Origin of the sequence: Nocardia sp. NPDC006982 (assembly GCF_042869435.1) — a bacterium.
In the GTDB taxonomy this organism is placed as follows: domain Bacteria; phylum Actinomycetota; class Actinomycetes; order Mycobacteriales; family Mycobacteriaceae; genus Nocardia.
This window is the reverse complement of sequence record NZ_JBIAFV010000001.1, coordinates 92,968-116,096: the sequence shown is the minus strand read 5'-3', so window position 1 is coordinate 116,096 and position 23,129 is coordinate 92,968. Positions and strand designations below refer to the sequence as shown.

At 64.0% G+C, this 23,129-nt stretch carries 20 protein-coding genes and 2 pseudogenes; 9 read left to right on the top strand and 13 right to left on the bottom strand.

From position 1 onward, the window contains the following. Positions 1 to 22: 22 nt before the first annotated feature. Entirely contained in the window at positions 23 to 2,317 is a 2,295-nt protein-coding gene (locus ACFYOW_RS00605; RefSeq protein ID WP_387283084.1) for a hypothetical protein, read from the top strand. 119 nt (positions 2,318 to 2,436) lie between these two features. Here the strand turns inward: ACFYOW_RS00605 and ACFYOW_RS00600 are convergent, their stop codons facing one another. Beyond that, positions 2,437 to 2,628 (bottom strand): hypothetical protein, encoded by a 192-nt coding sequence (locus ACFYOW_RS00600; protein ID WP_387283083.1) that lies wholly within the window; start codon positions 2,626 to 2,628, stop codon positions 2,437 to 2,439. Positions 2,629 to 2,959: 331 nt separating this feature from the next. Here ACFYOW_RS00600 and ACFYOW_RS00595 point away from each other — a divergent pair, with 331 nt between their 5' ends. Together ACFYOW_RS00595 and ACFYOW_RS00590 are read left to right on the top strand one after the other, a co-directional pair. Then, positions 2,960 to 3,178 carry a hypothetical protein gene (locus ACFYOW_RS00595; protein ID WP_387283080.1) on the top strand — a complete coding sequence of 73 codons (219 nt, stop codon included), beginning with the start codon at positions 2,960 to 2,962 and terminating at the stop codon, positions 3,176 to 3,178. A 1,367-nt stretch (positions 3,179 to 4,545) separates the two neighbouring features. Further along, positions 4,546 to 4,761 (top strand): hypothetical protein, encoded by a 216-nt coding sequence (locus ACFYOW_RS00590; RefSeq protein WP_387283078.1) that lies wholly within the window; start codon positions 4,546 to 4,548, stop codon positions 4,759 to 4,761. A 264-nt stretch (positions 4,762 to 5,025) separates the two neighbouring features. Here the strand turns inward: ACFYOW_RS00590 and ACFYOW_RS00585 are convergent, their stop codons facing one another. Both ACFYOW_RS00585 and ACFYOW_RS00580 read right to left on the bottom strand, forming a co-directional pair. Next, complete coding sequence (locus ACFYOW_RS00585; protein ID WP_387283076.1) at positions 5,026 to 6,549, bottom strand: FAD-binding oxidoreductase; 1,524 nt, start codon at positions 6,547 to 6,549, stop codon at positions 5,026 to 5,028. A 608-nt stretch (positions 6,550 to 7,157) separates the two neighbouring features. Beyond that, entirely contained in the window at positions 7,158 to 8,054 is an 897-nt protein-coding gene (locus ACFYOW_RS00580; protein ID WP_387283074.1) for an alpha/beta fold hydrolase, read from the bottom strand. A gap of 494 nt (positions 8,055 to 8,548) precedes the next feature. Here ACFYOW_RS00580 and ACFYOW_RS00575 point away from each other — a divergent pair, with 494 nt between their 5' ends. Next, complete coding sequence (locus ACFYOW_RS00575) at positions 8,549 to 9,016, top strand: hypothetical protein (protein WP_387283072.1); 468 nt, start codon at positions 8,549 to 8,551, stop codon at positions 9,014 to 9,016. Positions 9,017 to 9,087: 71 nt separating this feature from the next. Beyond that, the gene (locus ACFYOW_RS00570; protein ID WP_387283070.1) at positions 9,088 to 9,873 is read left to right on the top strand and encodes an SDR family NAD(P)-dependent oxidoreductase; all 786 of its coding nucleotides are present in this window, start codon (positions 9,088 to 9,090) and stop codon (positions 9,871 to 9,873) included. 45 nt (positions 9,874 to 9,918) lie between these two features. Here ACFYOW_RS00570 and ACFYOW_RS00565 read toward each other — a convergent pair whose 3' ends face one another. The 9 genes and pseudogenes from ACFYOW_RS00565 to ACFYOW_RS00525 all read right to left on the bottom strand — a co-directional run. Further along, on the bottom strand, positions 9,919 to 10,938 hold the full coding sequence (locus ACFYOW_RS00565; RefSeq protein WP_387283068.1) for a zinc-dependent alcohol dehydrogenase family protein: 1,020 nt from the start codon (positions 10,936 to 10,938) through the stop codon (positions 9,919 to 9,921). A gap of 657 nt (positions 10,939 to 11,595) precedes the next feature. Continuing rightward, a complete protein-coding gene (locus ACFYOW_RS00560; protein ID WP_387283066.1) occupies positions 11,596 to 12,297 on the bottom strand; it encodes an NAD(P)-dependent oxidoreductase in 702 nt (233 codons plus the stop codon). A 27-nt stretch (positions 12,298 to 12,324) separates the two neighbouring features. Next, positions 12,325 to 12,543, bottom strand: a complete 219-nt coding sequence (locus ACFYOW_RS00555; protein ID WP_387283065.1) for a hypothetical protein — start codon at positions 12,541 to 12,543, stop codon at positions 12,325 to 12,327. A gap of 12 nt (positions 12,544 to 12,555) precedes the next feature. Then, a complete protein-coding gene (locus ACFYOW_RS00550; RefSeq protein ID WP_387283063.1) occupies positions 12,556 to 13,509 on the bottom strand; it encodes a sigma-70 family RNA polymerase sigma factor in 954 nt (317 codons plus the stop codon). 139 nt (positions 13,510 to 13,648) lie between these two features. Continuing rightward, positions 13,649 to 13,861, bottom strand: a pseudogene (locus ACFYOW_RS00545) (DUF899 family protein); the annotation flags it as partial. A 31-nt stretch (positions 13,862 to 13,892) separates the two neighbouring features. Then, positions 13,893 to 14,597 (bottom strand): hypothetical protein, encoded by a 705-nt coding sequence (locus tag ACFYOW_RS00540; protein ID WP_387283061.1) that lies wholly within the window; start codon positions 14,595 to 14,597, stop codon positions 13,893 to 13,895. Positions 14,598 to 14,663: 66 nt separating this feature from the next. After that, a complete protein-coding gene (locus tag ACFYOW_RS00535; RefSeq protein WP_387283059.1) occupies positions 14,664 to 15,479 on the bottom strand; it encodes an SDR family NAD(P)-dependent oxidoreductase in 816 nt (271 codons plus the stop codon). Further along, positions 15,476 to 15,814: a hypothetical protein gene (locus ACFYOW_RS00530; protein ID WP_387283057.1), complete on the bottom strand. Its 339-nt coding sequence runs from the start codon at positions 15,812 to 15,814 to the stop codon at positions 15,476 to 15,478. Before ACFYOW_RS00530 ends, ACFYOW_RS00535 begins: the two co-directional genes overlap by 4 nt. Before the next feature lie 83 nt (positions 15,815 to 15,897). After that, a pseudogene (locus tag ACFYOW_RS00525) lies at positions 15,898 to 16,120 on the bottom strand (heavy metal translocating P-type ATPase); the annotation flags it as partial. Positions 16,121 to 16,550: 430 nt separating this feature from the next. Here ACFYOW_RS00525 and ACFYOW_RS00520 point away from each other — a divergent pair. The 4 genes from ACFYOW_RS00520 to ACFYOW_RS00505 all read left to right on the top strand — a co-directional run bounded on the left by ACFYOW_RS00520 (position 16,551) and on the right by ACFYOW_RS00505 (position 21,545). Continuing rightward, entirely contained in the window at positions 16,551 to 17,600 is a 1,050-nt protein-coding gene (locus ACFYOW_RS00520; RefSeq protein ID WP_387283056.1) for an NAD(P)-dependent alcohol dehydrogenase, read from the top strand. A gap of 49 nt (positions 17,601 to 17,649) precedes the next feature. After that, entirely contained in the window at positions 17,650 to 19,479 is a 1,830-nt protein-coding gene (locus ACFYOW_RS00515; protein ID WP_387283054.1) for a glycoside hydrolase family 15 protein, read from the top strand. Further along, entirely contained in the window at positions 19,476 to 20,858 is a 1,383-nt protein-coding gene (locus ACFYOW_RS00510; RefSeq protein ID WP_387283052.1) for a glucose-6-phosphate dehydrogenase, read from the top strand. The genes ACFYOW_RS00515 and ACFYOW_RS00510 overlap by 4 nt, the downstream gene beginning before the upstream one ends. A gap of 204 nt (positions 20,859 to 21,062) precedes the next feature. Continuing rightward, positions 21,063 to 21,545, top strand: a complete 483-nt coding sequence (locus tag ACFYOW_RS00505; protein WP_387285939.1) for a gluconokinase — start codon at positions 21,063 to 21,065, stop codon at positions 21,543 to 21,545. Positions 21,546 to 21,842: 297 nt separating this feature from the next. On the opposite strand, the gene ACFYOW_RS00500 is transcribed toward ACFYOW_RS00505, so the two are convergent. After that, on the bottom strand, positions 21,843 to 23,123 hold the full coding sequence (locus ACFYOW_RS00500) for an amidohydrolase family protein (RefSeq protein WP_387283050.1): 1,281 nt from the start codon (positions 23,121 to 23,123) through the stop codon (positions 21,843 to 21,845). Positions 23,124 to 23,129 lie beyond the last annotated feature (6 nt).

Genomic DNA, 23,129 nt, shown 5'->3' with positions numbered 1-23,129 from the left:
TCCGGTTCTGAGGATGGGCGGCGTGACCTGGATCGGGAGCGCCGTGCGGGCGCGGGGTGGGTGGCTGTGGATGGTGTTGGTCGTACTGGCCGGTGTGGTAGTCCCGGTGACGCTGGTGCCCGGTCCGGGAGGCGCGAACGACGGCGCGGATGCGGAGTGGTCGGCCACCTCGGATACGTTCGAGCCGAACGATTTTCGAGCCGCCCCATATCTGGGCAATGGGCGGATCGGCACGATGCTGCCCCCCAGCGGCGGTGGGTATCACGATTACGGCGACACGGCACGCACCGCGTTTCCGTTGCAGCAGCCTCGGTATACCGGCACGTATCTGGCGGGTTTCTATGCTCAAGGGGGTCCCTCGCCGCAGTACACGCAGGTGATCGCGGCGTTACCGGCCTGGTCAGGGCTCACCGTCGGGGTCGCCGGTCAGCAATATCGAGCCGACGTGGATCCGGCGGACGTACACGACTACAGGCAGACGCTGGATTACCGGACCGCCACAGCGACAACGCAAGTCACCTGGACCCCGGATCCCGAGCATCGGGTACGGCTGCGTTACGACACGTTCGTGTCCCGATCGCGACCCGATCTGGCGGTGCAGCGGTTGACCGTCGCCCCGGACTTCTCGGGCGATCTCGATGTCACCGATCTGATCGACACCGCCGCCACGCGGCGGGCGTCCCCGGTGACCGCCTTCGCCGATCCGGCCCGCAAGCAGAGTGTCGCAGGGGTGCGCGCGGACGGCTCGCCGGACACCGCGTTCGTGGTTTCGGCCGTCGATACACCCCAGCACACCGCGGCCGCAGCGCTGCCCGCCACCTGCGGGATCCGCTACACCACGCCGGTGACCGAGGGCGGCAGTTACACCTTCACCAAGTACGTGGGGATCTCCTCGACCAACTACGGTCCCGATCCGCAGGCCGCTGCCACCACCGCGGCCGAGTCCGGCCGTACGGAGGGTTACAACACCGCACACGGCGCGCATGCCGCCGCGTGGGACCAGTTGTGGCAGAAGGGGATCGAGATCGCCGGGCGCGACGACTACACCCGGTGGATTCACGCGGCCATGTATTCGGTGCTGGCCAGCGTCCGCGCAGGCGACCGGTGGGCCGTGCAGCCCGCCGGACTGTCGTCCGACGACTACGGAGGCCTGACGTTCTGGGATGCCGACACCTGGATCTTCCCGACACTGCTGGCGCTGTACCCGGACCTGGCGCGCACGATAGTCGACTTCCGTAGCCAGGCCCTGCCGTCCGCGCGGGCCAACGCTCGCGGTTACGGGTTCCCGGGTGCGTTGTATCCGTGGAACGACGGCCCTGCCCAGCGGTGCGCCTCACCGTGGGTGTGCGGGCTCACCGAGGAACACCTGCACAACGAAATCGCCCTGGCTCAGTGGCAGTACTACACCGCTACCGGCGATCGGCAATGGCTGCACAGCAGCGGTGCCCCGGTGATCACCGCGATCGCCGACTATCTCACCGCCCGGGTAGGCCCGAAAATGCCCGACGGGAAATACCATTACGTGCCCGCAGCCGGCGCCGACGAGTACGTCGCCCTCACTATCGACAATGCTCTCACCAACGGCGGGGTGATGAACACGATGCGCATCGCTGCCCAGGCCGCATGGTTGGCTGGGCTGCCGGTCGATCCACGCTGGGCCGACATCGCTGCCAACATGGCCATGCCACCCGACATCACCCCCGGCGTACCCGCCGAATACCTCGGGTACGCGGGCGCACCGATCAAGCAGGCGGATACCGTCCTGCTCAGCTACCCGTTCTCCTACGCCACACCTGGGTACTCGCCGGTCGACACCCTGCACTACTACTTCGACCGGACCGACCCCGACGGCCCGAATATGAGTAATGCCGTCGGCGCGATCCTCAGCGCCGAATACGACCCCTGCCGTACCCAGCACTACCTGGACCAATCGGTGCAGCCATACGTGCGCGGTCCCTACAACTTCCAGTCCGAAGCCCGCGGTGACCGCTCCGGTGCCAACGTAATCGGCCAGGCGGCCTGGATCTTCGCTACCGGCGCGGCGGGTTTCCTGCAGGGACTGCTCTACGCCCCGACCGGTCTGCGCTGGACCGATACGAATCCGCGACTGAACCCCATGCTGCCCGACGGATTCCCACACGGCATTACCATCCACGGGCTCTCGGTGGGCGCCGGCACCGTCACCGTCCGCATCACCCCGGACACCACGACGCTCACCCTCACCTCCGGCGACCCGATAACCTTCGACACCCCCGCAGGCCTGAAAACCGTCACCTCGACACGACCGCTGCAAATACCCACCCGATCAGCCTGCTGACCGTTGAGATGCCAGCGACCCGGGCTGCCCGGGGGTCACGATCCACTGCGCCGCCATCGGCCGCATGCAGGCCCGCGACGAAAGGTAGCCCGGGTTCTCGGACGAGTTCAGGGGCTCACTCAGATGCACCAGACGACACTGCCGAGGGGGATACACCACGTAGCTGATCCGAATGATCCGTCGACCGGAGCGGTGGAGGACGCCGGAGGCGCCGCGGCGGTCGGATCGGCAGTGGCTGCCGGTGCCGCGAGGACGAGCAGGGGCGCGGCAATAACAGTCGCGGCTAGGGTTTTCACGATCTTGCTAGACATTTTGCTTCCTTACAACGAGCTTTATGAGTCCGCGTAGTGGGCCGCGCTGCCGAGCTACCGGACTGGGGCTGCTGCGAATGCGTTACGTGCCGAATCGACTTTGCGACACGTGATTCGCTACTTGGTGAAGTACATGTTGCGTCCCGATTGGAACGCGCATTCAGGCCAGCCGACAGCTGTAGCAGCGACCGGACCGGACAAGACGTCATTCGGTACTGTGGAAGGCGTCAACAACAGCTTACCGCTGGCTACCAGACGGATATACGGCGGTCGACACGGCAAGTTCGTGGCGACCCAGGAGATTGAGTTCGCCGTCGCCTCGTTACTTCGCATGGGAATGGATCGAGCCGCCACCGACGCGGATGCGGTGCGACACGAGCCGGAGAAGCCTCAGCCGGACCGCGAGGCCATCTCCGCGCGGCTGATCCGGATCGCTCAGGCGGTCACCGCGGTCGCGGGTGCCGAGTCGTCGGCGAATAGGCCGCTCGTAGCGCTTGCGCAGTGGTTGGGTGCGCTCGGGGCACCTGCACTGGGCAAGCTCGGTTCGTAATATCGCCGAGACCGCCGTCGTCCGGTGCAGTGGGATCGTGGCCGGTGTGGTGGGCCAGGCTGTGCTCATCTCTTCGGTTGGAAGCTCAGTCGCTACGACGTGGCGTTCTACTTGGGTGCGGGCTTCTTCCGACTGTGCATTCCGATCGTGACCTTCATGATTCGAGACAAGCCGCAGAACCCGCTCGAAAGTGCGGAACACCCGGCGCGCATAGCGGTATGAGATTCGGGTTCGTGTGTGGGTGCCACCGCCGGGTACACGAGCGGGTGGGGATGGGACGGTCCGCAGTGCACGACTGTCTGTGCCGCTGATTCGTGGCAAGCGGTGCCACCGTGTTCGCAAGTCGGTGGCAAGTCGTGGTGAATGCCGGTGGCGGAGAGTGCGTTCCATGACGAGGACTGAAGTACCGCTCGCCACCGATCGACACATCCGGTGGCAAGCTTATGCACTGATCGCCGGGGGCGTGCTGTTCGCGGTGGGCAATGGGTTGCACCCATTGGAACATTCCGAAGCCGCCGAACAAGCGAGCACTTGGGCGGCCGCACACCTGACCTTCACTGTCGGTGCAGTGCTGCTTGCGGTCGGGCTCGGGGTAGTGACCTCGGGTTGGACCGGCGCCGACCACCGAGCATCAACCACCGACCGGCGAGTGTCGGAAGGCGTGGGCAGTACGCTTGTCTTGCTTGACGCCACAGCGGACGTGGACCTGCTACCAGAGGTCCCGTGGCGGGCGCCATTCGTACACATCCCCTGGAGGCGGTCACCTATTTCACCGATGCCGCGTGGGTGCTGCACGGTACCCGGACTCGATGGCGGGCGATATAGAACGACATGAACATTCCGAAATCGGTTGTGCCACAGCCGCTTGCCCCCAAAACTATGGCGCGCTTGCTACCTGTTCGCTACGCTCATGGCCGTTCTGGCATGACGAAACATCCACAGCGGTACAAAGTTCCACGCGTTCGCCATCGATGTACGCCGGGCGGCGAGGTCCGACGCTCGCGATAAACCGTGCTTCCCCTGCACCCGGTGCAGCCACCGTGCAGAGTCTCAACTGGCAAAGGGAACAGGATGAACCCGACACAACCCACGAGCCCAGCCGCAGCACTCCTTTCGCACATCCGCGCCGCTGGTTTCACCTCCATCGAACACTTCATCTCAACCCTGCGCGTCGATCCCCTAGCCGACACGACCCAGCTAGCGCCGCTTACGAACTCGTACAGACCCGGGATGGGGCGGCATCGGGCTTAGTGGCTACCGCGCCGTAACGTCGCGCTGTGGTTGCCGTCGTCACGTTGCGTTCGTAGGTACAGCAACTGAACTATCTGGTAGGGGCCGCTTCTTCCTAGAGGAAGATGGTTCCCATCATGTCGATGCGTTACCCGCCCGAGGTTCGTGAGAAGGCTGCGCGCCTGGCGCTCGAGCGTATCGATGAGTACGGATCCCCTTATGCCGCCGCGCAGGCCATAGCGCCGACGGTCGATGTGCACTACGAGACGCTGCGGATCTGGATCAAGAAGGCCCTGGCCGAGGGCGCGGCCGGGCAAGCAGACGGCGTCGGGTCTGTCGCCGGCCGAGCGTGACGAGTTGGAGAAGATCAGCCGGCAACCACGCTGGGCACGAGCGAATCGCATGGTGCAACGTGGATAACGACCGCGCGGCCCTGGCTGCCGTGCAGCGCACCGCGCGCACTGCCATCATCCGCACGCGGCAGCGACGCCGCGAACATGGCCGCTACGTTCCGATGTTCGATGTTCCTTCGGCGGGGCGCGTCGAACACGGGAACGTGGACGACTTGCGGTTTTCAGGTGGGCGGTTGGTGATCGAAGCCGATTATCGGTGGTCGATCAGTGTGAGACGGGCGGGATGCTCTGTTCGTACTGGAAGACGTTGTGGGGGTCGTACTTCGCCTTGATCCTGCGCAGCCGCTCGAAGTGCTGGCTCCCCCAGTAGGCGGTCTGCCACTCTTGCATTCCGACGTTCGGCACGTTGACGTAGGCGCCGTCCGTGTAGGGCTGCAGCGCCTGGCTGAACTCAGCGGTCCAGGCCTGGGCCTGCGAGGTCAGCGGGTCGCCGACGCCTGGTTGTGTTGAACGAGTCCCCCAGGCTGCGCCGATCTCGCCGTAGAAAAGCGCGTCGCGATGTGCGAACGCCGTGCCGCCGGGGGGCTCCCGCTTGATCGCCCCACCGAAGGCATCGACGAAGTAGTTGCTCTCCTCTGTGGGAGCGTTTCGCATGAAGTCGCCGATGATGTCGATCGCCTGCTTCGGGAACCGCTCTTTGACGAACTCCGAGAAGAACTTCCAGTTCGCGGGCTCCTGCGCGAGCGGGACCTGGGTTCCCGCAAAGAAGTCGCCCCAGTTACCGACCTGCACCGTGACGTCGGGCGTGCCGACCGACAGGATCGGAGCCAGCATCTCTTTGGCCTGTGCCGCTGCTCCGTCAACAAGCCACGCGGACAGCAGGATCTGGGACTTGTGGATCTCGAGCTCGGATCCCAGACGGCTATCGGCGGACGGCACCGTACGCTGCCACGCTTCAAAGACCCCGTACAGGTCCCCAAGTCCATCCCATGTCGCCTGCACATAGGCGAGACGCTCGAGCGGATACACCTTGTAGGTGAGTTGTGTGACGATCCCGAAGTTGCCGTTTCCCGCCCCGCGAAGCGCCCAGAGCAGGTCCGCGTGGTGCTGCAAGTCCGCGTTGATCACCTTGGCGCAGTCGTGACCCGACGGGACGACGACCTCGGCCGCCATCAGGCTGTCGCAGGCCATGCCGAGCCAGCGGTTGAGGGGACCGAGGCCACCGCCGAGCGTCGCACCACACAAGCTCACACTGCCCTCGCTCCCGGTTGTGACCGCAAAGTTCTGCTTCGCGAGCGTCGTCACCGCTTCCAGTTGGTTCAGCCCGGCACCGACCGTCGCGATACGAGCGCCAGGGTCGATCTGGACCGACTTCAGCTGGCTGACGTCGATTACGATGCCGTTGTCGACATTCGACCAGCCTTCGAGGGCGTGGCGGCCGCTCCGCACCCGCAGCGCTATGTTGTGCTGCCGCGCCCACGTCAGGGCGTTCACCACGTCCTGGGTTTCCTGTGCGAAGGCGATGACCAGCGGATAGTGAGAAAAGAGCTGGTCCCAGCCGAGTCGCGCATCCGTGTACGACACGTCACCTGGGCGGACGATGTGGCCGGTCAGCGTCGCGGGCGGGCATCCCGGGCTTTTCCTCGGGTGGTCTGCGGCCACAATTCCCGGGGCGCTTGCGTCCGCAATGTCCGGCGTGTCTGCGGCCGCAAGGCCCGAGACAACGACTGCTCCGACGCCAGCGGCCGCCGACGTCCTGAGCAGGTCACGGCGAGAAAGATCGCTCAAAATTCAGATCCTCTCAATCGGTCTACGCCAGTACCGGGCTGCCAATGGGACTCATACCCGCTGGCCGCCGGGCAGGCCTTTGTGGTCGACCCCCGCACGGTAACGGGATGACGTGGTGGTGTGTCCCGACACGCCAATCGAGAACGATGACGACAGCCTGAAGGAGTAATGGACCGAGCACACCCTCTACTCAGCGGGGTTGACGGCTTTCACGATCGCTGAGTGCATACCGTCGGCCACCGAATGGGTCGATGCAGGCTTCTGTTGTGTATATCAAGCGGCACCCGTCATTCGCAGGCTTCGGTGGTGTGGTGGCAGCCCGTCCCTATCGATGTGCATCGACATCGCCTGAACGAAAGGAGGCGGACTGTTCATCCCACTTCAGATGGCGGGTGAAGAACTGGGCGGCGGTATCCCCGAACTGCGGGATGCCGTTGTGTCCATTGAACATTCGCCATCTTCCCCGACACCTCGACTCACGTGGTTACAGCCGAGTCGGTCGCGGGAATTCGGCGGGTGGCCTGTTCAGTGGAGCCCGCCAACTTCTCACTGCCCAGGCCTGCTGCGGAGCATTACATGCCACCGGCTGGCAGAAATTCAAAAGAAAGTCAGGCGCCCAGCTCCTCAGCGGCGGTGGCGAATATATCGTCGGCTGAACCGACAGCCACAAAATGACCCGCTCCCTCGACTGGATGCCATACCGCGCCGGGCATTCGGTCAGAGACCGCTTTGTTGATGGAGTAGGCCACCAAACGGTCGTCGGTACCTTGCCACATATGAACCCTGCGTTCTATCGACGTCACGTCGAAGGTCCAACTCCGGTAAAGGAGTTCGGCGTCTCGAACGAGCCCGTCGGAACCCTGTGCGAAGCACTCGGCGGATGCTTCGCAGAAGATTGTTTCGACATCCTTGTGGCGGACGATCTGGCGGTCGTAATCATTGGCGATATTGAGCACTTGTTTGACGTATGTCCCGCGGAAGTGTTTGGCGGCCATGCCGAGAGTCGCGTACATCAGGCGCAAAGCGGGTGGGAAGCGTAGTGCCAGGGATCCGCCGAACGCGTCGACCTTCGAAAGCTGATCCGCTGCCCAGTTATCGCCGAACGCTCCGTAGCTTCCACCCGCGATGCAGCTGACGTGACGCAATCGGAGCGGATCGATATATGCGGCTGCTGCAAGTGCCCACGGGCCGCCCTCCGACCATCCTGTCACTCCGAATTCTCGGTATTCCAACGCATCTGCGATGGTCAGCAAGTCATCGGCCCAGCCCGGGTAGGCGCGTGGCTTTCGAGGACTGGACTGTCCTATCCCGGGTCGATCGACGCAGATGAGTCGTAACCGATTCTTCGATGCCGAATCCGCAAAGAGGCGTGCCTCGAAACGGCTGCTGGGGCCGCCGTGATTGTGGATGACGAGCGACCCGCGCGGATCACCGACTTCGATATATGTGAGAGTGCGACCGTCCTGGGTCGATACCGACGATGCCACTCCGATTTCGCGAGGCATGGCTTCCGCCTTCGATTGGTTCGTCCTGCTGTGCACGCCGGCAGAGCAGGGCCGACTGTTGTCGAGCAACTGGACCGAGTTCGGGGGTAGCTGCAGATAGGGTACCGCCGGCATGACAAATCGATCAGTGATCGCCGCAGGCAGATGAAAGATCGCGCGCTCGTCGGCGCCTATGAGGGGTTGTTCTGTCTGCGTTCTTGCCTTGGTTCGGGCCCGGGATCATGCTTGTTCAATAGGAGAGCTACGTATGGTGAGAGCGATCATTCGGTCCGAATCAGCTCAATCGGTCGGCGTCGGTTGGTACCACCGCGGTCCACGACATGCGTCATATCCGGTTCGGATCGTTCTCACCTTCGGGATCGGGCCGCGCGGCTGATGGCGACCGAAGCTGCACCGGCCTGTGGGCCGCGGAGGACTTCCGTTTGCGGATGCGACATGGCAACGGCGACCCGTCGACCGTCGAGAAAGTTACGACTCTGGAGAAAGGAGTAACGATGTCCACCATCCACTTCAAAGAGACCACGAGTTCGACACCGGAACAGTTCGTGGCGGCGTTGACCGATTTCGGTCCGGGCCGCTCACAATTGTTCGGCAATAGCGCCGACAACTATCTCCAAGTGCATGAGCGCGGCCAGCATGACGCCGACGTCACGGAGGGCTCACGCGGTATTTGGGAGCGCCTGCACTACGACTGGTCGAACCCCGACCGCGTCGTCATGACCACCACCGACTCGAACCTGTGGGGCGGGCACTCGGGGCACACCTATTCGTTCACACGCCGACCCGACGGGAAGACCGACGTGGATATTGTCGTTGTGCGTGAGGGCAAGAACCTCAGGGGCCGGGTCCTCGGAGTCGTGGTCGGGACAGTCGGTAAACGCGTCTTGAAACAAGCCCTCGACAAAACCGTGACGGCTATCGAAACCCGCCAGGGTGACGCCGGAACAGCAGAACGCTCATAACGGGACCGCCCAGGTCGTCCGGGAAGCGCACTGGCATGTGCTGAGAACCAGTCGACGACGGGAGCAGCAGCATGGATCTTCATCTGTCGGGCAAGACCGCCGTGGTCACCGGCGCCAGCAAAGGTATCGGGCTCGCGATCACCCAGGCGCTGGTGGACGCCGGAGCCCACGTCGTGGCCGGATCACGCAGCCGAGGGCCCGGTCTCGGGACGCTGGTGGAGGCCGGCGCCGTGACCTTCGTGGCCGCCGATTTGTCGCAGCCCGGCGGCGCGGATGACCTCGTTGCGGCCGCAGCGGATCGCGGTGGAATCGACGTACTGGTGAACAACGTCGGCGCGGTCACCGTGCAACCGGGTGGAATCGCGCGCATTACCGACGACCAGTGGCAGGCATCCTGGGATCTCAATGTGATGGGGACGGTGCGGCCGACCCGGGCCGCTCTGCCACAGATGCACCGCCGTGGCGGTGGATCGATCGTCATCATCGGATCGGTCAACGCGTACTATCCGGACCCCGGGATCTACGACTACTGTGCCACCAAGGCCGCCGTCACCAATTTCGGCAAGGCTTTGTCAAAGGAATTGGGGTCGAAGAACATTCGCGTCAACTCCATCAGCCCCGGGCCCGTGGCGACGGGGCTGTGGCTCGACGAAGGTGGAGTGGCCGACACGATCGCCGAAGCCGGCGGTCAGAGCCCCGAAGAGGTGCGGTCCGCGACCGCCGGTGCTGCCGCCACGGGGCGGTTCACCACTCCGGAGCAGGTTGCCGATCTGGTCGTGTTCCTGGCCAGCGACAGGTCCGCCAACATCACCGGATCCGATCTGAGGATCGACGGCGGCTTCGTCACCACAATCTGAGGTAGGGCCTTGCGCTTTGTCCGAGACGTTTACGGTGTCGATGTCCTATTGTTCGAATACCAGCAGCGGTTTGCCGCCGTGTGCGGGAGCTTCGGCCAAATAGACGGCTTCGCTGAACATTTCGAGGGGGATCGGCCGGCCTTCGGGTACGCGTAGTGCGCCGTTGTCGGCGAGCTGCAGCGTCCGGTCGATTGCTGCGGCCCTCCGTTCCTTCGGGGTCTCGGTGATCCAGCGGAACAGCCAGAACCCCCGAACGGTCTTGGTTTCGTAGATCATTGAGCGTGCGAAGATCGGGATTGCGAGTTTGTCGGGATCGGTTTGACGATGCGTGGACAGCGCACCGTAGACGACCATCTCACCGTGTGGTGCCAGCGCACGGGATACGTCTGCACCCACCTGACCGGCGACACAGTCGATCGCTTTGGACACGCCATCGTGGCCGGCTATGTCCGCTACCCGTTCGCGCAGGTCCTCGTCCTCTGTGCAGATCACCGCGGTGCCGCCCAGCGCGAGGATGCCGTCGACGGCGGATCGACGGCGGACCACATTGAGGGTCTTGAAGCCGACGTGGGCTCCGAGTTGGATGACCGACTGGCCCACGGTCGAACCGGCCGCGGTCTGCAGGAGCCATTCACCCGGTCGAACATCGAGCTCGTCCCCGGTCAATATCACGGCGGTGAGCGGATTGGCGAGAATCTGGGCGGCCGTGGAATCGCTCATGCCTGCGGGTACAGGTAGGACTCGTTCGGCCTCGGCGACGATGTACTCCTGCCATGTGCCCGTGACACCGATCGTGATGACGCGTTGTCCGACGCTCAGACCATCTGTGCCGCTACCGAGTTCGTCGATCACACCCACGGATTCGATTCCGGGAACGGTGGGGAACTCCGGGGTGAAACCGTATCTGCCGCGGATGGTATGCAGATCGCTGGCATGGACAGGGACAGCGGCCACCCGGATCCGGACTTCGCCGGGACCGGGCTCCGGTATCGGGCGGGCTTGCAGGTGCAGGACCTCGGACGGTTCGCCTGACCTGTCGGCAACGAGAGACCGCATGGTTGTCATCTCCTGGCGCTCCTTCGGTTGGATCCGGATCTCACACGGTTACGTGGGCAGATCGACCCCGCCTTTTGACAGCCAATATTCGAATCAGTGCGGCCCATTCCAGCTCTACCAGCTCCAATGCTGCCACCATTGGAAGCCGTCGGCTTTGATTGCGATGCGAAGCCCGTCGGCGGCTGCCCCGTAGATTTCCTTTGCGGCGCAAATTGTTGGCTCTACGGTCGTCGGTCATATTGGGGCACGTTCTGTACTGGAGTCTCTGCATGGTGCCTAAACGTTGATCGGCTCAAGCCGTCGAGGCATTTTGCTAGATGTTCACTGTCTCTGATTTTGCTCGGTGTGTCGGAAGATTGACACGCAGACGCTGGTCAACTCTGTAGGCCGGATCGGCTCTCGACTGGAGGACCCCGATGCGTCGACTGCCGCGGCCAGCGCGGGGCGCGGATCGTCGGGAGGCGATCGCGGGCATTTTGCCGATCTCACCAAAATCTCACACTTTTAGCCGGAATCTATGGGATATTCCAGGTCATGTTGAGAGTGCCTGGATCGTGAAATAGTCGGTCTACCAGTCTTTTTCGGCAATATTGAGATTTTTCCAGAAGCTAGAACCTGTGTCAGGTGGTCGTTGGTTCGGTCGTCGACGTCACGTTGGTGCCGCGCTCAATAGCCGATGGTGAAGCGCCGCTGGACAAAACGCGGAAGCTCCACTTCGTCGAGAACGGCGACGGCTGCGTCCTCGGCGGATATGCGACTGCGCCCCTCGGCGTCCATGACGGGTTGGTCGCCGCCGATCCGGAAACGGCCGGTGCGTTCGCCGGGGGCGATTTCCACGGCTGGACTGAGGTAGGTCCAGAGCCGGTTGGAGGTGCGAAAGAGGTTCAGCGCATCGCCGTGGCCGCGCATCGCCGCGGCATATTCCCTGGGCAGGCCGAAGCCGTCGATCGCGGCATTGAGAAGCTCGTCGGAGTCGGCGAACACCAGTCCGGGCTTGACCTCGAGACTCGCGGCGCCGCCGACGACAATGAGCCGGACCCGGGAATAGCTTTCCAGTGCGGTCAGCAACGCGGCGGCTGCCCGGGCGTAGATGCCGGGGTCGGCGATGGCGCGCGCCACGGCGTCAGCGGGGTCGTTGGCGGCGTTGCCGGCTCCGAATCCGCTGATCAGGACGTCGAGGCCAGGTAGGACCGCGGCGATACTGTCGGCATCGGTGACATCGACGCTCTTCCATCGGATGTTCTCACGATTGTCCTGAACGCTAGAGACGTCGCGACTGAACGCCGTGACCTGGTGCCCGCGGTCGATCGCCTCTGTGACGATTCGGCTGCCGATAGTGCCGGTGGCACCGATGACTCCAATTTGCATGACTCTCCTGTTCGTGCTGTTCCGGCCTTATCGGCGGACCCCGCACAGGTCAGCTGCAATACGGAACAGTTGAACGCGTTCCGATGGCCGATTCTCTTGCTCGTCGTGGTAATCGAGTGCACGACGGTAGATCTGCTGAATCATGCAGTCGGCGGCGTCGGCCGAACCGAGCATGAGTTGGCAGAACAGCCGCACCTGGGCGTGCAGCGCGGCGTCGTGCTGGGCGATGTTTTCCTGTTCGGACATGCCGTTGCCTGGTCAGAGTCCGAACAGCGGAAACAGCCCGGAGCCGTGGAACGCGACGATCCTGCTTACGCCCTCGGCGGTGATTGTCAATACATGCAGTGCGTGTGGGTGCTGCGCGCCGTCGTGGCCGCGGGCGTACACCGCGAAGCCGGGCTGTCCATTGGCGGAGGTGGCGACCAGTTCGGCTGGACCGATCATCCGCATCTGTCTGGCCAGGAAGGCGAGGATGGTGTCGCGGCCTTCGAACCAGGTCGCGATTGGCGGCATTTCCCATCGTGCGTCTTCGGTCAGTACCGCGACGAGTTGATCGACATCCGCGGTTTCGAATGCGGTGACGTATCGGTCGAGCAGGGCTCGTTGCCGCGGTTCGGCGGGTTCGGTCAGACCGTCCTCGCTGAGCGGAATCTGGGCTCGCGCTCGCTGCAGTGCGCTGTTGACTGCCGCTGTTGTCGTCTGCAGTAGTTCCGCGACCTCGGTGGTCCGCCATTGCAGCACGTCGCGCAGGATCAGCACGGCTCGTTGTCGCGGTGGTAGCTGTTGGAGTGCCCCCATCAGGGCGAGCCGCATGGTCTGTCGTTGCACCACGATGGTTGCCGGGTCGACCGATGCGGCGGTGAACAGGAAGTCGGGTATCGGCTGGAGCCACGGTATCTCCGGGGGTCGCTCGACTAGCCCGGCGTCCAGGTTTGTCTCGGGGGCGCCGAGATCGGCGGGCAGCGGCCTACGTCTGCTTTTTTCCAGCGCTTTGAAACACGCCCGGGTCGCGATGCGGTAGAGCCAGGTGCGCAACGACGATCGGCCCTCGAACCCGTCGTATGCCCGCCAGGCGTCGAGATAGACGTCCTGCACCACTTCTTCGGCCTCGTCGACCGAGCCGAGCATGCGGTAGCAGTAGGCGAGCAACTCGCGTCGGAACGGTTCGCTCAGCCGCCCGAAATCCTCTTTGCCGGTCTTGGTCTCAGTCATAGTGTGCATGATCCGACGGTCCTGTTGTGGGTGTCGTGTTGCGGCCGTCGTAGGAGCCGATAATCGAGGCTTTTGGCGCGTCGGTCGTTATCGGGCGCGGTTCGGGTCGACGGTGACGGGGTGGCTGCATGGCTCGGTCGGGCGCGCGTGAGGCGAAGGCGAGCGTGGTGTCGCGGGCATTGAGATGCGCGAGATGGGCGACCTGGTCGGCCGTCAGCCACGGCATTCGCCTGCGATCAGCGGCCAGGGCGTCCCGAGCGCGAGTCAGGTCTTTCTCCTTCGCCAACAGCTGCAAGCGCGCGGCCTCCCGTTCCGCTGGCGTGACGGCCGGAGCTGGGTAGGTGTTGTTCATCGTGATGTCCTGGTGTGGAAGGAAATTCGGATCAACAGACGGTGATATCGGCCATGTCGATGGCAACCAGGACGATCTGGTCGTCGCCCACGGTGTAGGCCCGTCGGGTGGCTGGGATGATGATGCCGCCGATGTCGCGGTAGTCGGCGGCGTAAAGCTGTGACTCGGTGCCCGGGTCAACGATGTCGATGGTGAAGTCGTGGCGGCGCAGCAGCCCGTCTGGGCCGAAGCAGAACACCTGCGTGCGGGTGTGGCTCTTGATGTGGTCGGGGAAGGTCACATTCAGCCGCCGCCATGTTTCACCGTCGGCCTCGATGGGCGCGATCTCTTCGCAGACGAACCCCGGCCACGTCAACAGGAACGGCGTATTCAAGTACGTCCATAGTGCTTCCCCGGTGAAGTACGCGAGATGCAGGTCGTCCCACGGCGTTTGGAACTGGTGGCCGTCGAACGACCGCTCCGGGTCGTTGCGCGCGTCGACAACTGTGCCGTCGGATTGCTGCAGGACGACCCGGTCGGGCTGGAAGAGCGACCGTCGGTCTTGACCGACGAAGTCCATGGTCAGCCGTTCACGTGTGGTGTCCACCTCGAAACGGATGTCCCTCAGCGCGTCAGCCTTTCCCTTGACCTGCCAGAAGGCCCCGGTGATGGCGGCGTCGACGCGGATCGTCCGGATCCGATTCCACCGGTCCAAACCGCCGTGCGCGGCGACCGCGGTCGCGAGTAGATCGTTCATTGCTTTGCTCCTTTGTTGGGGTGCCCCGGCCGCTGGTGTGGTGTGTGGGGACCGGGCGTGTTGTGGTCAGTCGACGATGATTCCGCCGGTCAGGTTGGCGACGGTTCCGGTCATCGCGGATGCTTGGTCGGATGCGTGGAATACTGCGACCGCTGTGAGTTCGGCAAGTGTGGTGGGGCGCTTGCGGTGGGTCATCGCGCTGACGGTGGCGGTGAATTGGTCTTTGGGGATGCCCAGCGCGTCGGCGTGGAGCCCGTACACGACGTCGATGACCGGTGTCTCGACCATGCCTGTGGTGCGCAGGCAGATCGAGCGGACGCCGTGCTGGGCCCATTCGGCGGACAGCGCGCGGTTGAGGGCTTCCATCGCCGCCCAGCCGACGCTCATGCCGCCGACCAGGGGCAGGCTCACGCGGGCCGGTTCGGGTGTGTGCATCATGATCACTCCCGATCCTTGGGGGATCATGTGCCGTGCGGCGGATTTCGCGGTCACGAAGTGAGCCTGGGCGTATGTCGTGATCGGTCGCATGAAATTCTCGACCGGTAGGTCGGTGAGCGGGATTCCCTGCAGTCCCCGCGGTGAGATTCCGATCGCGTTGAACGACACGTCGATGCCGCCGACGTCGGCGACGACGGCGTCGAGGTGTTCGGTGACGGATTTCTCGTCCAGGGCGTCGACCACAGCGGTCTCGACGGCTCCGCCCGCGGCTGAGATTTCCTTTGCGACGGTGTTGACGTTGTCGGGATTTCGCCCGGTCAGGAAGACCCTGGCGCCTTCGTGGGCGAATCCGCGGGCGACCGCGCTGCCGACCGCGCCGCCTGCGCCGTAGACGACCACGTTCTTGTTTTCCAGCAACATATCCTTCTCTTTCTCGTTGTTCACGCCAGCGCGTGAAGTCCGTGGCCGGTGAGCTCGTATACCTGCAGCTCGTCCCGGTTGCCGGTGTCGCGGCGCAGTCGCGCGATCTCGGCGCCGACGATGGCCGGCGTGAGCAGCGGTTCGAGTGCTGTCGCGAATGTGGCGATGTCGATTCCCCGGCGCCGTGCGTAGGCGGCGATACCGGCGGCGCCGCTGGACATCGCCACCGCCAGGCTGTCGGGCGCCAATGGGCGTCGCAGCGCCGCGCGGATCCAGTGGAAAGCGTGCCGGGTGTCGACGTGCCAGTTGCGGCTGAACGTTTCCCACGATTGTTCGTGCACAACGACCGCTCTGGTCATGGCGACCACCTCCTACTCATATAGAGGCGATCGCAGAGCGAAAGTCATCGGCACCCAAGTGGCCGCATGACCGATGAGTTTGGGCCGCGGGTCAGCGCTTCGGTGACGATCGCTTCGGCGAGCACGTGCGGCGACAGTTGGTCGACCGAGGCTGCCAGCCGCAGGTCCTCGGCGGCGTCTGGCCGGGTGCCGCGATCACTTCGATCACGACGGGTCGGCCAGCGGTGAGGTTCCGGTCTTGTCCATGACGAGAGTGGTTGCGCGGCCGAGGTTTTCCAGCGCGCCGCCGCTGCGGATCACCACGCCCTCTAGCCGTTTCGTCAGGGCGGGTTTGTCGCTGTGACGCAACGCGATTGGAGTTCGCCACGTAAATGTGGCGCGTGTCAAACTCTCTGCCGACATATACGAGCGACGCAATCCCGGCATTCGCCACGCCAGGAATGCGATTCGGAAAACGGCGTCGACGAGAAATGGATGTAAGATGTTGCGGTAGAAAAGTTTTCGAGCACCTCAGCTGGTATGACGTCTGGCGAGCTCGACGGTCCGCCACCGGCTCGAATGCCGTGGTGAATTCACGCAGTTGTGCCGAGATGAAGTCCAGCCTGTGATGGATGCATATAGATACCGCATATCCCATATCGCTTCACGCCGGTGACTCCATCCTGTATGTTGGCGACGTTATCTCCGTAGACATGTTGTCGTTCGGTCGAGATCCTGGGTCTGAGGAGAGGCGCAAATGAAGGCTTTCGTAATGAAGGAAATCGGTTCGGTGGGTTTCACCGAGAAGCCCATTCCGGAACCGGGCCCGTTCGACGCGGTCGTGCAGACGACCACGGCTCTCATCTGTACCTCCGACTCGCATACGGTCAAGGGTGGTATCGGGCCTCGGACCGACCTGACGTTGGGCCACGAGGCCGTGGGTGTCGTTCACACCGTGGGCAGTGGGGTGCAGCGTATCCGGCCCGGCGACCGTGTCCTGGCGGGCGCGATCACCCCGGACTGGGGCGATGCGGCCGCTCAGAACGGGTATCCGTCGCAGTCCGGAGGGCCGCTGGGCGGCTTCAAATTCGCGAATTCCAAAGACGGTGTTTTCGCCGAGTATTTCCATGTCAACGACGCCGATGCCAATCTCGCGATAATTCCGGACAGCATCCGCGACGAATGGGCGGTCTATTGCGCTGACATGCTTTCCACCGGGTTCATGGGCGCGGAGAAAGGCAACATCCCGATCGGCGGGACTGTTGCAGTCTTGGCGCAAGGCCCGGTAGGGCTCATGGCCACGGTGGGTGCGCGGCAGCGCGGTGCTGGGCTCGTCATCGGCGTGGAATCAGTTGCGCATCGACAGGAATTAGCGCGCCGCTACGGCGCGGATGAAATAATAGATTTCACGAGCGAGGACGTCGTGGACCGAGTGCTCGACCTCACCGACGGTGCGGGGGTCGACACCGCGATCGAAGCGCTTGGCGCGGACGCCACGTTCCAAACCGCAATAAAAATCACCAAGCCGGGCGGTACCGTATCCAATGTCGGGTACTTCGGCGACGGTGATTTCGTGCGTATTCCCCGGGTCGAGTGGGGCGTCGGAATGGCCGACAAGACAATCGCGACAGGACTGTGCCCGGGCGGCAGACTTCGCATGGAACGCCTGCTGCGTGTGTTGCGGACCCAACGGGTCGACCCCTCACTGATGACGACGCACGAATTCTCCTTCGACGACATGGAGCGTGCGTTCGAAGTGTCCGACAAGAAACTCGACGATGTCGTGAAAGTCCTGATCAGATTCTAGTTTCGACCACCTGGCAACTCGCCTGCCCGATTCGGGGAAGAGAGGCGGCATGCATGATCCCGATCCACCGTTCCGGCCGATTCGCAGGCGTGACGGGTACCTGCCGCTGGAGGACTACGGCCTGATCGGCGACGGCGCGACCGCCGCACTGGTCGGCGTCGACGGTTCGATTCCGTGGCTGTGTTTGCCTCGGTTCGATGCCGAGCCGATCTTCTGCGGTCTGCTCGACCACACGAAAGGTGGATCCTTCACGGTCACACCGGTGGATCTGCTGGAAGGCCGTCAGTGGTACCAGCACAACACCGGTGTGCTGGAAACCGAGTTGCTCAGCTCCACCGGAGTGATCCGGGTGACCGATGCGATGGTGTTGCGCTCCGGCGCCGACCTGTCCGACGACGCCCCAGCCGACCGCGCCGAACTCGTCCGTGCCGTTCAGGTGGTCGCGGGGCGTGTCCGTGTGAACGTGGATATGTCGCCCCGGGGCGGCGCCCAGATGCGGGCTGTACTGAGCGGACTCGAGATACGGGTTTCCTCGCGACCGGACCTGCGGCTGCATCTGCGCTCCAACCGGCCGCTGACCGGGCTGCACACCACTCACGACCTGGAACAGGGGGATCGGCTCGAGCTGGTGCTGTCTTGGGGGCGGTTTCATCGCCACCATCGATTCGATGTCTTGTCGATGCTGCGCGACACAGCCGGTGCATGGCGATCGTGGATGGACGGTTGCACCTACGAGGGTCCGCAGCAGCCGCTGGTTCGGCGTGCCGCGATCACCCTCAAGCTGTGTGATCATTGGGCCAACGGATCTGTGGTCGCGGCACCGACCTCGTCGCTGCCTGCACCGATCGGTGGCGTCCGCAACTGGGATTACCGCTATGCCTGGATCCGCGACGCATCATTCGCTGTGTTCGCGATGCGCCGCATCGGGTTTCGCGGCGAGGCCGACGCATTTCTCGGCTGGGTGCTCGACGCATTCGAACGCAGTGGTGAACCGCGGATAATGTACGACCTCAGTGGTGGCCCCGTCCCCGACGAGATGGAAGATACCGAGCTGGATGGGTACCGGTGCTCGGGTCCCGTGCGTTGGGGCAACGGAGCAGCCGACCAACGTCAACATGACGTCTACGGTGAGATCCTCGACTGCGCGGACCAATGGCTCCGCACGGGCGGGGAACTGCAACCCGCGCTGTGGTCGAACCTGGCAGGCCTGGCCGAAGCAGCCGGCCAGTCCTGGCAAGAACCGGATCAGGGAATCTGGGAGGTGCGCAGCACAGGCCGCGTGTTCACCTACTCCGCCGGAATGTGCCATGTCGCGCTGGACCGAGCAGCATCGATCGGTGAGCGGTTCGGCCTGCCCGGGCCCACCGCGGCATGGCGTCTCACGGCCGGCGATGTGCGCGAATCGATCCTGAAGCGATCCTGGGACGAACAGGCACGAACGTTGAGTGCGCATCTCGACGGTGGCGGTGCCGTCGATGCCAGCCTGCTCGCGCTACCGTTACGCCAGGTTGTCCCCGTCGATCATCCACGAATGGTGGCGACCACTGCGGCCGTCGCCGAACGTCTGAACGCCGGCGGCGGACTGTTGTACCGCTACCTGCACGACGAATCATCCGATGGTCTGCCCGGCAACGAGGGCGCTTTCGTCTTGTGCAGCTTCTGGTTGGTCGACAACCTCGCCCTACAGGGCCGGGTCGAGGAGGCCGAGCAGCTCTATGCCTCACTGTGTGCCCGTGCCAGCACGTTGGGTCTGCTTCCGGAACAGATCGATCCATCGACCGGCGCATTCGTGGGCAACTTCCCGCAAGCGTTCAGCCACATCGGCGTCATCGCCTCCGGTGTGAACCTCGCGCGTGCGAAGGCAGGTGCGACAGCGTGATCACGCGACTGGTCATCTTCGGCGGCACCGGCGACTTGACCGGACGCTACCTGCTGCCCGGGCTGGCCGCCCTGCACGCGGCCGGACATGTCAACAATCAATTCGACCTCGTATGCGCCGATCTGAAAGGCTGGGACGATCAGCAATTCCAGGGGTGGGTAGCCGCTCAACTCGACTGTCATGGCGAGGAATTTCCCCCCGCCGCCAGAAAGGCGATCACATCCTCGGCCCGCTATCGGCGGGCGGATATCCTCGATCCGGCCGATGTGGCATCGGCGATCGCGGGCGAGGGTCCAGTCGCGGTCTACCTGGCTCTTGCTCCCGCCCTATTTCCCGCGGCGGTCCGGGCTCTCCATCGCGCGGGCCTGCCTGCGGGCAGCCGGATCGTGCTCGAGAAACCGTTCGGCGAAGACCTCGCCAGTGCGGAGAACCTCAACCGACAGCTCGTGGACCTGGTACCCGAACAAGCCGTTTTCCGCGTGGACCATTTCCTTGCCATGACCACCGTGCAGAACCTACTCGGCAGCAGGCTGGCGAATCGCGTGCTCGAATCCATCTGGAACAGCGCCCATATCGCCAAAGTAGAGATCATATGGGAGGAAACTCTCACCCTCGAAGGCAGAGCCGGTTATTACGACAACGTCGGCGCACTCAAAGACATGGTGCAGAACCATCTCCTGCAACTGCTGTGCCTCATCGCCATGGAACCCCCGATCACACTGTCCGAGCGCGATTTGCGCGACCGTAAAGTCGATGTGCTGCGGTCGGTACGACCGCTCACCGACGACGACATCTGCCGCTGTACCCGCCGGGCACACTATCTGGCAGGCGTGATCGGCGATCGCCACGTACCTTCCTACGTCGACGAGGATGGCGTGGACCCGCGACGGCGCACCGAAACCTTCGCCGAAGTCGAACTGACACTCGACAGCTGGCGATGGTCGGGAACAACCTTCCTGCTCCGCAGCGGCAAGGCACTCGGAACCGACCGCAAAGAAGTCGCGATCCATTTCCGGCCGGTACCTCATATTCCATTCGGCCATCACGGGACAGCATCGCCCAACGTGTTGAAATTCGGACTCGATCCCGAGAGTCTGACCCTCGCACTGACAGCCATCGGCGCCAGCGTGGACACCCTCGCCCCGCTGACCTTGACCGCACAAATCCAGCCACCCGACCTCCCGGCCTACGGGAGGCTGCTGCTCGACGTGCTGACCGGAAACCCCGCACTGTCCATCCGTGCCGACGAAGCCGAACAAGCATGGCGCGTACTCACACCGGTGATCTCGGCCTGGTCGCGCGACCTCGTCCCGCTCGACGGATACCCCGCGGGCTCACCCGGACCAGTCCACACCTACGTCCAACCTGGCCGCACATGAACTACTCACCATCCAGAAACCCGCCGACACTGTGAATAGCACCGTAGTAATCGCGGGATACGCGTCATCGGAATTCGGCCCGCAGCGCCATGGTGCCGGAAACCGCCTGCACTCGGCGGACACCGGCCTGTATCGCCCGCGCGCTGCTTCGTTCGCGCGACCGACTGGATCGCCGTGATACCCGAGCCTCCGTGCGTAGCCGTGATCGGGGTTTCGGGCACGGGGAAAACCACCACAGCACGCATATTGGCCGGCCAGCTCGGCGTCCCCTTCGCCGAAGGCGACGATTTCCACTCACCCGCCAACGTCGCCAAAATGTCCTCCGAAATCCCACTGGACGACACCGATCGCGAACCCTGGCTCGACTCGATCGGACGCTGGCTGCATGACCAGCTTGCCGAAGGTCGTGGCGGCGTCGTTGCATGCTCCGCGCTCAAACGCCGGTACCGCGACAGACTGCGAGACGCCGCGCCACACCTGTTCTTCTTGCTCCTGACAGCAGACCGTGAACTACTCGCCGAGCGAATCGCTCAACGACGCGGCCACTACATGCCTCCATCGCTGCTGGATTCGCAACTGGCAACCGTAGAAGCGCTCGACCCCACCGAGCGAGGTCTCACCATCGACACCCGCATCCACACCGACCCTGCGGCCATCGCTCAAACGGCTGCCCGCCTTCTCCGATAATCCGCCACTGACCTGGGCAGCCGCACGGAGACACCGAGCCGCTCTGGAGACTGGAGCCGACCCGCTGGTCGCGGAATGGATGGCCGCGGTCCGAGCCCGCCGCGCGCTATGGCGGCACCTGGCTACGAATTCGTCTCGCTCGCTGTCACATTCGGTCGATCAGCTCGAATTCGCGAGCGTGAACTGATATTCATGATGTTGTGGTGAACATGAGTTCACGAATGCCCAGGCATAACGCGCGGACCGTCGCCGTCGGGTCAGGACCGTGTTGAGGTGTGAATCGCTGTTCGGCGTACGTCAGCTGGCCAGTGGCTGCCGTGCGGGTGGATCGGCGGGCAGCAGTTCGTGGGTTCGCGTGGTGCGCGCGACTATCCGGCCCGATTTGATGACGTAGCAGCGGTCCGGACGATCAAGTAGGGCATCGGCGACGCGATGGGTGGACAGGACGACGAGATCCGCGGCGGCGCCGGGGCGGATGCCGTAGCGATCGGCGATTCCGATGACGGCGGCGGCCTGGGTGGTGGCCATGGTCAGGATCCGGGTCAGCTCGGCGGGAGTGGAAAGGTGGCTGGTCTGGGCCAGGAAAAGGCCGATGTCGAGGAGGTCGGCGTTGCCGTAGGGGGTGAACGCATTGCGAATGTTGTTGGAGGAGTACGCGGTGGTGATGCCCGCGTCCCAGAGCTCACGGATCGGGGCGATGCCACGGCGGACATTTGTGGTATCAGCGCGGCCGCCGAGATGTATGTCGGTGGCGGGCAGCGGGACGACCGCGATGCCTGCTGCGGCCAGACGGTTCAGGGTTTCGCGTCGCTGCCTCGGTGGCTGTCCAGCCAGGGAAGTCATGTGGCCCAACGCAACTCGACCTCGCATGCCGGTGCGCTCGGTGACCTCGGCGATGTAGTCGGCGAGCGCGAAGCGGGGATCGGTCGCGTCGTCGGCGAAATCGGCGTGGATATCGATCGGGACGTCGAATTCGGCGGCCAGTTCGAAGATGAGATCGATATGGCGACGGCAGTCGGCGACGGTCGCTTCGTTGTAGGCGCAGCCGCCGATGACATCTGCGCCGCGACGCAGGCTTTCGCGCAGCAGGTCGATGGTACCGGGGGCACGCAGGATGCCTTCCTGCGGAAAGGCGACGATCTGCAGGTCGATTCTGCCGCGATACTCCTCGCGCAGGTCGAGTAGTGCCTCGACGCCGAGCAGCCCGATGATCGGGTCGACGTCGGGATGGGCGCGAATCGTGGTGGTGCCGTTGATGATCGCCAGATCGAGAACGCGCCGCGCCCGGTCGCGGATCGACGCGCGGGTGAAGGTGCGCTTGAGTTCGCCGGTGACCGCGATCGCCCCGGCCAGGGTGCCATCGAGGTTCGGTCGTTCGCGGTCGAGCAGAGCCTTGTCCAGGTGCAGGTGTGATTCGATAAGTCCCGGGATGACGACGCGTCCGGCGCAGTCGATTTCGTGGTCGGCACGCCCGGACGGTAGGTGGTCGAGCTGCATGATGACGCCCTGGTCGATGACAATGTCGACCAGGGCCGCGTCGTCGGCGATGCGGGCGTCGCGCAGCAGCAGATCCGCCATGGGCAA